The 9,470-nt window shown below is 70.4% G+C and carries 14 protein-coding genes; 5 read left to right on the top strand and 9 right to left on the bottom strand.

Annotation, left to right across the window (positions count from 1 at the left end):
* Positions 1-425, top strand: a 425-nt coding sequence (locus tag AB0C29_RS20060) for a hypothetical protein (RefSeq protein WP_360822155.1), incomplete at its 5' end; no start/stop codon positions are given.
* Between the two features lie 269 nt (positions 426-694).
* Here the strand turns inward: AB0C29_RS20060 and AB0C29_RS20055 are convergent.
* The gene (locus AB0C29_RS20055) at positions 695-877 is read right to left on the bottom strand and encodes a hypothetical protein (RefSeq protein WP_360545563.1); all 183 of its coding nucleotides are present in this window, start codon (positions 875-877) and stop codon (positions 695-697) included.
* A 56-nt stretch (positions 878-933) separates the two neighbouring features.
* On the opposite strand from AB0C29_RS20055, the gene AB0C29_RS20050 reads away from it, so the two are divergent.
* Entirely contained in the window at positions 934-1,266 is a 333-nt protein-coding gene (locus AB0C29_RS20050) for a translation initiation factor 2 (RefSeq protein ID WP_360545565.1), read from the top strand.
* A gap of 205 nt (positions 1,267-1,471) precedes the next feature.
* On the opposite strand, the gene AB0C29_RS20045 is transcribed toward AB0C29_RS20050, so the two are convergent.
* Positions 1,472-1,951, bottom strand: a complete 480-nt coding sequence (locus tag AB0C29_RS20045; RefSeq protein ID WP_360822153.1) for a DUF2231 domain-containing protein — start codon at positions 1,949-1,951, stop codon at positions 1,472-1,474.
* 203 nt (positions 1,952-2,154) lie between these two features.
* Here AB0C29_RS20045 and AB0C29_RS20040 point away from each other — a divergent pair, with 203 nt between their 5' ends.
* Both AB0C29_RS20040 and AB0C29_RS20035 read left to right on the top strand, forming a co-directional pair.
* Positions 2,155-2,577, top strand: coding sequence for a Fur family transcriptional regulator (locus AB0C29_RS20040; protein ID WP_360822151.1), 423 nt, complete (start codon positions 2,155-2,157; stop codon positions 2,575-2,577).
* Positions 2,578-2,616: 39 nt separating this feature from the next.
* Positions 2,617-3,477, top strand: a complete 861-nt coding sequence (locus AB0C29_RS20035; protein ID WP_360822149.1) for an oxygenase MpaB family protein — start codon at positions 2,617-2,619, stop codon at positions 3,475-3,477.
* Here AB0C29_RS20035 and AB0C29_RS20030 read toward each other — a convergent pair.
* The 7 genes from AB0C29_RS20030 to AB0C29_RS20000 all read right to left on the bottom strand — a co-directional run bounded on the left by AB0C29_RS20030 (position 3,469) and on the right by AB0C29_RS20000 (position 8,601).
* Positions 3,469-4,302, bottom strand: coding sequence for a PD-(D/E)XK nuclease family protein (locus tag AB0C29_RS20030; protein WP_360822158.1), 834 nt, complete (start codon positions 4,300-4,302; stop codon positions 3,469-3,471). The genes AB0C29_RS20035 and AB0C29_RS20030 overlap by 9 nt on opposite strands.
* A gap of 89 nt (positions 4,303-4,391) precedes the next feature.
* On the bottom strand, positions 4,392-5,009 hold the full coding sequence (locus AB0C29_RS20025; protein ID WP_360545573.1) for a MarC family protein: 618 nt from the start codon (positions 5,007-5,009) through the stop codon (positions 4,392-4,394).
* Positions 5,010-5,060: 51 nt separating this feature from the next.
* Positions 5,061-5,918, bottom strand: coding sequence for a PHP domain-containing protein (locus AB0C29_RS20020; RefSeq protein WP_360822157.1), 858 nt, complete (start codon positions 5,916-5,918; stop codon positions 5,061-5,063).
* Positions 5,919-5,970: 52 nt separating this feature from the next.
* Positions 5,971-6,834, bottom strand: coding sequence for a PH domain-containing protein (locus tag AB0C29_RS20015; RefSeq protein ID WP_360822147.1), 864 nt, complete (start codon positions 6,832-6,834; stop codon positions 5,971-5,973).
* Between the two features lie 9 nt (positions 6,835-6,843).
* Positions 6,844-7,002 (bottom strand): hypothetical protein, encoded by a 159-nt coding sequence (locus tag AB0C29_RS20010; RefSeq protein WP_015625668.1) that lies wholly within the window; start codon positions 7,000-7,002, stop codon positions 6,844-6,846.
* A 129-nt stretch (positions 7,003-7,131) separates the two neighbouring features.
* The gene (locus AB0C29_RS20005) at positions 7,132-7,800 is read right to left on the bottom strand and encodes a DUF6758 family protein (RefSeq protein ID WP_360822145.1); all 669 of its coding nucleotides are present in this window, start codon (positions 7,798-7,800) and stop codon (positions 7,132-7,134) included.
* A 99-nt stretch (positions 7,801-7,899) separates the two neighbouring features.
* Positions 7,900-8,601 (bottom strand): RNA methyltransferase, encoded by a 702-nt coding sequence (locus tag AB0C29_RS20000; RefSeq protein ID WP_360822143.1) that lies wholly within the window; start codon positions 8,599-8,601, stop codon positions 7,900-7,902.
* 464 nt (positions 8,602-9,065) lie between these two features.
* Between AB0C29_RS20000 and trxA the strand changes: the two genes are divergently transcribed.
* The gene (gene trxA, locus AB0C29_RS19995; protein ID WP_212986446.1) at positions 9,066-9,428 is read left to right on the top strand and encodes a thioredoxin; all 363 of its coding nucleotides are present in this window, start codon (positions 9,066-9,068) and stop codon (positions 9,426-9,428) included.
* Positions 9,429-9,470: the final 42 nt, after the last annotated feature.

Genomic DNA, 9,470 nt, shown 5'->3' with positions numbered 1-9,470 from the left:
GCACCGTCCAGGCCCTTGAGCCCAACCCGGCCGCCGCTGAATGTCACCCGGCCGGTATCGCTGGGAGCGCGACGACCCGCGAGCCGAATGACCCGCCACCGGCGGTCGCCGCGGCCCCCGGCCGGTCCGGCGGGTCGCCGGGTGCCATTGCGGTGCCGCCAGGCTCGATCGGTGTGCCGATCCGCCTGGCCGAGCCCACTGCCTTGCGGCTGATCCACCCCGGCGACCACGTCGACGTCTTCCGGCTGTCCGGCACCGGCGAGAACCCGCAAGCCATCGCCACGGCGGCCCTGGTGCTCGAAGTCACCGGAGCCGAGGATCCCACCAGCGGCGGGCTACTCCTCGCGCTGACGCCCGCCGACGCCCGGCGGGCCGTGACCACGCCCGGCGGTGGCTACGCCGTTCTGATCCGCCCTGACGGGTAGTCGTAACGCTCCGGCCCGACGGGCAGTCGCTTCCGCCCGGCCCGACGGCACTCGGCCTGCTCGACGGGCGGTCGTTTCAGTTCGGGCTCGACGGGCACGCTGCCCACCCGACGGGCGGTCGTTTCGGCCCGGCCGGACGGGAGACCGTCTCGGCCCCGCCCGACGGGCGACCGTTTCCGTCCGTCCGGGCGGGCGATCGTTTCCGTCCGTCCGAGCGGGCGTCCGTCCGTCCGAGCGGGCAATCGTTTCCGTCCGGCCCGGCGGGTAGCTCAGCCCCAGTGCGGCGGGCGGTCCTCGAGCAGGCGGTCGTCGTTCGAATCGTCCCCGCCGAAGCCCCAGCCGCGCTCGGTGTCGTCGCGGGTCTGCTCGGGCAGCAGCGGCGTCTCCTCGGGCTCGAAGTCGACGGTGCGCTCGGCGTCGGCATCGCGTTCAGGCTCGTCCAAGATGTCCACGCTACGAGGGTAAGCCGCGTCGCGTGCGCTGTCGGTACCCGAGGGATGTAGCGTCGATGAACGTGAGCGCCCCGACCGGATCCGACGACGACGCGTACTGGCAGCGCCCGGATGCCGAGCCGGAGCCCTTCGGCGCCGGTCGCCCGGCCCCGGCGCCCGATCCCGCCCCCACCTACCAAGGCCCGCCCCGCACGCCACCACCGTCGCCGCACTGGCAGCCACCGGTGGTGCGGCAGCCCCCGCCGCCGCGCACGATGCCACCGCAAGACATGGACGCGCTCGACGAATCCGAGGGTTCGGCCCGCACGGTGACCTACGGCATCGGCCTGGTCGTGGGCGCGATCGCCCTGATCCTGATGTGCCTGCTCTGCGCCCGCGTCCTCTTCTGACCCGAATTTTGACCCGAAGACCGGCTCAGCCGGCCTCGACCTGACCCCAAGCCGGGCCAGGCCGGAGCGCCGGACGAGGCCAGCGCGCGGACCAGGCCGGAGCGCGGACCAGGCCAGAGCACGGACCAGGCCAGAGCACGGACCAGGCCAGAGCACGGGCACCGCTCCGGCCACCACCCCACATGGCGGCCGGAGCGGCGGATCGTCAGGACCCCGAGCCCCACACTGCCTGGGCGCCGGAGTCCCCGGTCCTGAACACGTAATAGCCGGAAACCGCCGCGAGCGCCACCATGATCACCGTGAGTCCCACGTCCGCTGCGCGAGGTAGTGGGCGTTCCGTTCGGCGCAGGGTCAGGAAGACCATGATCAGAGTGACGATGCCGAGGGCCAGCGAGAAGTAGAACGTCAGCTCGCCGTACCCCATGTGGTCGTCGATCGCCGCCAGCGGCGGGCCGCTCATGCCGTCGGCCACCAGCCGGCCGCGGAGTGCCTCGCCCGACTCGGTGGCCACCCAGGCCGTCAGCGGCGCGGCCACCGCCAGCAGCGCCGCCGCCCAGCCGACCCGTGACCGCCAGCGGGGCAGCACCCCGTACACGATGGCCGTCAGCGCCAGCAACGGTACGAAGACCACCGCCGCGTGGATCACGAGAGCGTGTACGGGCAGGCCGTTGATCTGATCGAACACGGTCACCTCCTTCTGTCGCACGGGATCCGGTCAGCCAGACCAGAACTCTCTGACGACGCAAACATCCCCCCTGTGTGCGCCTACGCGCAGTGGACCATTCCGGTTCACCGTTGCGCGCCCCGGTGTCCAGAAAACATGAATCGGTGCCTGACCCGGCAGATGAACCGGTTGAGTACGCAGGCCTGCCGTGCTGTCATGGTGTGATGACGACCGGTGAGCAATTGCTGCGGGCGACCGGGCTGCGGGTCACGCGGCCCCGGGTGGCGGTGCTCGATGTGCTGACCCAGGGCGGTCACCTGGAGGTCGAGGAGATCACCCGGCAGGTGCGGGGCCGCCTGGACTCGGTGTCCACGCAGGCCGTCTACGACGTTCTTGGTGCTCTGTCGCGGGCCGGGCTGGCCAGGCGGATCGAGCCGGCCGGCAGTCCCGCGCGGTTCGAGGCGCGGGTCGGCGACAACCATCATCACGTCGTCTGCCGCACGTGCGGGACGATCGAGGACGTCGACTGCGCCGTCGGTGAGCGGCCCTGCCTCGACCCGAACGCCAGCCACGGCTTCGACGTCGACGAGGCTGAGGTCACCTTCTGGGGTCTGTGCCCGGCATGCCGACCGGAAGCTTCTGTCTGAACCTGTTCAACTTCGGCTTCCGCGTGGCACGCTGGAGGCATGGACAGCAGCCCGGACATCGGTCTCTTCGGCCCGGATTCGGTCACGTGGAAAGTGCACAACGAACCGATCGTGACGATGGGCGGCCTCCGCTCCCTCTACCTGCAGGCGCTGCACCCGCGCGCGGTCGCGGCCGTCGCGCAGAATTCCGGCTACAAGGCCGACCCGTGGGGCCGCTTCAACCGCACCTCCGAGTACGTCGGCACCGTGCTCTACGGCAGCACCGACGAGGTCGAACGGGTCGCGAGCCGGATCAGGCGCATGCACTCCCGGATGACCGCGACCGACCCGCGCACCGGTGAGCGCTTCCGCATCGACGAGCCGGAGCTGCTGCGCTGGGTGCACGTCGCCGAGGTGGAGTCGTTCCTGTCCACCGCCCGCCGCGCCGGCCTGAAGCTGACCGACGAAGAGGTCGACACCTACTACACCGAGCAGCTCAAGGCCGCCGAGCTGGTCGGCCTGGACCCGGCGACCGTCCCGGGCACGGCGGCCGAGGTGGCCGCCTACTACGAGGAGATGCGCCCCCAGCTGGGCATCACCCGCGAGGCCGCCGAGACCGCCCTCTTTCTCACCGTGCCGCCGCTGCCCGACTTCTGGGGCAACCGCGCACTGCGGCTGGGCCTGAACCTAGGGCCGGCCCGCTGGGCCTACTTCGGCGTCGCGGGCACGGCAGTCGCCCTGCTGCCGGCCTGGGCCCGCAAGATGTACGGCGGCCTGGGCCTGCCCACCACAGACCTGTCCGCCGACCTCTCGGTGCGCGGCCTGCGTCTGCTGCTCTCCGCCCTCCTGACCACCGTCCCGGAGCAGTACAAGATGGCTCCGCAACGCCGGGCCGCGCTGGAACGGGCCGGTCTAGCCTGACGTCCGTTCGAGGTGCTCGACCGCGGCCCACGGCTCCTTGGCCGCGACCTCCTGCCCCGCCGGGCACGTACGCCGGAAGTCGCACCACCCGCAGAGGCTGCCCGGATTGGTGGGGAACTCGGCGTCCGGGTCCGCCCCGGCCGCCACCGCCTTTTCCGCCGCGATGATGTCGCGGGCGGTGTCCTCGGCCCGCGCCACCTGCCGGGCCAGGGAATCCTCGGTGTGCTCGTGCGCCGCGACCGTGCCCGTGGGCAGGTGGTGCAGCTCGACCCGGTGGCACGGCCGGCGGAACACCCGCTGCGCCGCGTACGCATAGAGGGCCAGGGCCTGTGAGCCGCGGGCGTCGTCGGCGTCCAGCCCGGACCGGCCGGTCTTGTAGTCGACGATGACCGCCTCCGGCCCCTGCTCGCCCTGCCGGGCGTCGATGCGGTCGGCCCGGCCGTTGAAGGCCAGCACCGCCGTCTTCGTCGCCACCACCCGCTCCACGCCCAGCGGCTCCTCCACCGGATCGAGACCGGCCACATAGGTGTCGAGCCAGTCGAGGGACCTGCGGTAGGCGATCCGCTCCTGCTCGACGTCGCGGTAGCCCTCGCGGACCCAGGTCGCCTTGAGCAGCGTGGGCAGCGACTCGCGGACCCGGCGGTCCGGTGGCACGGCGTACCAGTTCTTCAGGGCTGTGTGCACGCTCGCGCCCAGGGAGTTGTGCGCCCAGGGCGGTCCCTTCGGCGGGGACGGGCGGTCGACGTAGGTGTAGCGGTAGCGCCGGGGGCAGTCCGCATACGAGCCGAGCTTGCTCGGCGTGCAGACGAAGAGCCGCTCGGGCATGCCGGCGAAGCCCAACTGCTCGGGCACCGCGGCCGATCGGGGGGAAGTCCTGGGCACCCGGTAATCCTGCCAGCACCCTGCGACAAGAATCAGGCCGCGGCCGTGTACAACTCCACGAAGGCCGCGACCGCGTCCGCGATGAGCTGCACCGCGATGGCCGCCAGGAGCAGACCGGCGATGCGGGTGAGCACCTCGATGCCGCCGGGCCGCAGCAGCTTGACGATGCCGCCGGAGAAGCGCAGCACCAGCCAGACGGTCATCATGACCGCGAGGATGCCGAGGCCGATCACGGTGTAGTCGTTCAGCCCGTCCGCGCGCTGCACGAACAGCATGGTGGCGACGATCGCGCCCGGGCCGGCCAGCAGCGGCGTGCCCAGCGGCACCAGGGCCACGTTGGTCGTGCCGCCCTGCTCGGAGGGCTCGTCCGTCTTGCCGGTCAGCAGTTGCAACGCCACCAGGACCAGCAGCAGCCCGCCCGCGCCCTGCAACGCGGGCAGCTGGACGTGCAGGTAGTCGAGCAGCGTCTGGCCGGCCACCGCGAAGATCACGATCACGCCGAGCGCCAGCAGCACCGCCTGGGTGCCGGCGCGCGTGCGCTCCTTGGCCGGCAGCGTGCCGGTCAGGGCCAGGAACACCGGCACCATGCCCGGCGGGTCGACGATCACCAGGAGGGTCACGAAGACCTCGCCGAACAACTTCAGATTCACGGGATCAACCTAGGCGCCCACGCGCAGCGATGCCCTGAACTGCGGTGACCGTCACCCCAGCACGGGAACGCCGCTGGCGGCGGCGACGATCTGCTCGTACGCGGAGGGGTCGGTGGTGAAAGCACCCAGCCGGACCGTCTTGTGCGTGCCGTGGAAGTCCGACGAGCCGGTGACGACCAGGCCGAGCTCCTCGGCCAGCGCGCGCACGTGCGCGCGCTGCGCGACCGTGTGGTCCTCGTGGTCGGCCTCCAGGCCGAACAGACCCGCGGCGGCCAGCTCCACGATCAGCTTGTCCGGCACGATGCGACCGCGCACGGTCGCGTTCGGATGGGCGAAGACCGGCACTCCGCCGGCGGCCCGGACGGTCCGCACGGCCTCGAAAACGTCAAGATCGGCTTTCGGTACGAAGTAACGGGCGCCCAGCCACCGGGAGGCGAAGGCCTCGCTCGTGGTGCGGACCAGCCCGGCCCGGATCAGCGCCTGGGCGATGTGCGGCCGCCCGACCGATCCGCCCGCCGCGTAACCGCTGACCTCGGGCCAGCTGATGTCCACCCCGTCCGCGCGGAGCAACCCGACGATCTTCTCCGCGCGCTGCTCACGGTCGCTGCGCAGCCGGATCAGGTCGGCGGCCAGGGCCGGATCCCGAGGATCGAACAGGTACGCCAGCAGGTGCAGCGGGATGGCCGGCTCCACGCCGTACCACCGGCAGGAGAGCTCGGCGCCGCGGACCAGAGCCAGACCGGGCGGGCGCGCCGCCTCGGCCGCCGCCCAGCCGCCGGTGGTGTCGTGATCCGTGATGGCCATCACGTCCAGGCCGGCCCGGGCACCCGCGGCCACCAGCTCGGCCGGGGTCAGCGTGCCGTCGCTGGCGGTCGAATGGCAGTGCAGGTCGATGCTGGGCCGGTCGATTCTGGTCACCCGAAGACGTTACCGGGTGGCCGCCGCGCAGCACTGAGGAGCGTCAGGCGTCGTCGCCCGCGTCACCGTCCTTGCCCAACCGGGCCTCGACCGCCTGCGGTTCGTACATCTCCTCGACGACGCGCAGGTACAGCTCGTTGGGGTTGGGCAGGTGCTTGACCTCGCGCAGCGCCTGGTCCTGGCCGGCCGACTCCAGCACGAACGTGCCGTAGCTGAGCATGCGGCCCAGGGCGGACTGCTCGTACTTCATGTCGGTGACCCGCAGCAGCGGCATCATGGCGACCTTGCGGGTGATGATGCCGTTGACCACCATGACCCGCTTGTTGGTCAGGATGAACCGGTCGAAATACCAGTCCCCGACCTTCCAGGCGACCCAGCCCATGACGCCGAGCCAGATCAGCACGGCCGCGGTGACCAGGCCGTCGATCTCCTGACGGGTCAGGAAGCCGGCGAGGTAACCGAGCAGCAGGGTCGAGCCGATGCCGACCAGCAGCGGAGTGGACAGATGGATCCAGTGCCGCTTCCACTCGCCGCGGTAGCGCTCGGTCGGGAAGAGGTAGCGGGAGACCAGTGTGGTCGGCTCGTCCTCCAGCGGCAGCACCCGGCGGGGTCCACCCGGGACACCGGAGCCCTCGCCGCCTAGGCCCTGGAGCTCTTCCTCAGTGAAGACCGGGGCGTCGTATTCACCCGGGTCGCGGTATTCCTCGTCGCGCGGATCGGTCCCGTAGCCCGCGCTCGGCGAATAGCCGGCGTCGGGTGAGTAGCCGGGGCCGGCTGAGGCCACGCCCCGGCGGTACTCGGGACCGTCGTCGCGAAACGCCGGATCGTTGTAGCCGAAGGTGTCGTCGTCGTCGCGAGGGCGGCGCGCACCCTCGTCTTCAGGTTGCCGCGGCTCGCCAGGACCCATCAGGTGATGTTAAGCGACGAGGTTGGTGAAGAACGTTCCGAAACCACGGGCGATGTCCCCGATGGTGTCGCCCAGGGACTCGAACACCGCGGCGGCCGAGTTCGGGTTGAAGGCGATGAAGAAGATCAAGAATGCGATGCCAAGCCAGGTGAGAACCTTCTTGATCATGGCGGGCCTTCTCCTCCGTTGCGGGTGACGGTCATCGCCGCGGCAACACTCACGGTATCAGTTCAACTGCGCTCTGTGAACATTGTGCCCGAAAAGCCGATGGCGTTCCCGCAGGTCAGGCCTTCGAGTTCAGGCCTTGCCGTGCAGGTACGGGCTCGGCGCTCCGTACACGAGCTCGGGCGGCACCCCGTCGGACAGGTCGTGCAGGACGACATGCTCGGCCAGGAAGTAGCCCGCGCTTGCCGGCCACGCTACCGCATAGAGCCACATTCCTTTGGCTTCACTCACATAGGCGCTGCGATCTTCCGGAGACTTCACGCACCACAGTGGAGTCGGGTGCCCGCCGACCCTGATCTTGGCGTGCGGGCCGGCGTGTCCACCCCGGTCACACTCGCCCAGGGCCTGGGTGATCAGGTGGCCGGGATCGATGCCGGGGATGCCCGCGAAACGGGTCCCCAGCCCCACGCCCGGCTGCTCGGCGATCAGCACGAGGTCGGCCGGGCCACCGCCCAGCGGGTCCGGGCCACTGCAGGACAGCGCCGTCGCGCGTACGCCGGAACGCTCATCCCCCGCCCAGCCGACACCGGTGACCATCCACCCGGGCGGCAACGGCCACGGGCACCAGAGCGGCATGTGGTCGACCGTGGGCGCCACCCGCAGCCGCACGCTGTCGAGGATCTCCGGGCCGATGTGCTCCGCCACGTGGAACGGAGAGACGTCGCCACAGTTGTCGCAGCGCCAATCACTGTGCATCAGGTCCGGCGGCCGGACCTGCGCAGCACAACGGGGGCAACTCACTGTGACACCCACCCTCTTAAGGTGGGGCCCGGCCGGGTCGCCGTCAAGCGAATCGGCAGAACCGGGTCAAGCCGTTCGCCCGCCCGGGCCGCGCGATGATCACCCGGGCGGAGGACCCGCGTGGGCGCGTACCCAGGAATGCATCGCGATGCCGCTCGCCACGCCCGCGTTGATCGAGCGCGTGGAGCCGTACTGGGCGATCGAGAAGAGGGCGCTGCACGCAGCGCGGGCGGCAGCGGACAGCCCGGGCCCCTCCTGGCCGAAGATCAGCACGCATTCCCGCGGCAGGGTTACCGTCTCCATCGGGCGCGAGCCCGGCAGGTTGTCGATGCCGATGATCGGCAGCCCCGCGGCCGCCGCCCAGCCGGCGAAGTCCTCGATCGTCGGATGGTGCCGCACGTGCTGATAGCGATCCGTGACCATGGCGCCCCGCCTGTTCCACCGCCGCAGGCCGACGATGTGGACCTCGGCGGCGAGGAAGGCGTTGGCGTTGCGCACCACGGTGCCGATGTTGAAATCGTGCTGCCAATTCTCGATCGCCACGTGGAAGCCGTGCCGGCGCTGGTCCAGGTCGGCGACGACGGCCTCGCGGCGCCAGTACCGGTACCGGTCGACGACATTGCGCCGATCGCCCTGCGCGAGCAGCTCGGGATCGTAATGATGGTCCGTGGGCCAGGCACCGGGCCAGGGGCCGACACCGACCTCGAGCTCGGGCTCGGGCTCCGCCTCGGGACCAGCCGGGCTGAGCGGCGCCGCCGGGCTCTGGGGTGCGGCCGGGCTCACAGGATCTTCGGCGGTCATGGTCGAGGAGGCTATCCAGGGGCTCGCGGGCCACACCTGGGGGGAGACGCAATGAGCGGCGGGGCCCTCCCCGGCACCCGCCGCCCACGCTCTGTTGAGAAAGAGTTTGCCTTACCCTCCGTATCGATGTGAAGGGTTCCCAACAGTGAGCCAAGTCACATTTAACTTTGTTACCTATTACCTTCGGTGGTTACCCCGTCGTTATCAAGCTGCGATAGGTGGTCCTCAGACCGGGTATCGAGGCAGCCTGATGCGCAAACTGGACGACACCGGGTTGTTCACAACTGAGAGCGCTCTCCTTACTTTGGGTTACGCTGAGTCGCTCAAGGTCCACGCCGCGACCGCAAAAGGTGCCTCAGACCACGTGTCGCCGGCGCCGACAGCGGGAATCACCGGGGACGTGAGCAGGTTGGACCGCACGTAGGCCAATTTCCCGTGGCCTTTTTCCCGTGGACGGAGAGATCATGGCGACCGTTGCGCTGACCACAGAGAATTTCGACGAGGTGACCGGCAAGGACGGCATCGTCCTGGTCGACTTCTGGGCCAGCTGGTGCGGGCCCTGCGTCCGCTTCGCGCCGACGTACGAGCGTTCCTCGGAGAAGCACACCGAGATCACCTTCGGCAAGGTCGACACCGAGGCCCAGCAGGAGCTGGCCGCGAAGTTCGACATCCGCTCGATCCCGACGATCATGGCAGTGCGCGACGGCGTCATCGTCTTCTCGCAGCCCGGCGCCCTCCCCGAGTCCGCGCTGGAGAGCCTGATCGAGCAGGTCGAGAAGCTCGACATGGACGACGTGCGCAAGCAGCTGGCCGCGCACAACCACTGACCCGCGAGGTCACCGGCGCCGCGGACCTTCAAGGTCCGCGGC

Source organism: Actinoplanes sp. NPDC048791 (assembly GCF_040650095.1).
Classification (GTDB): Bacteria; Actinomycetota; Actinomycetes; order Mycobacteriales; family Micromonosporaceae; genus Actinoplanes.
This window is presented reverse-complemented; position numbering and strand designations above follow the sequence as displayed.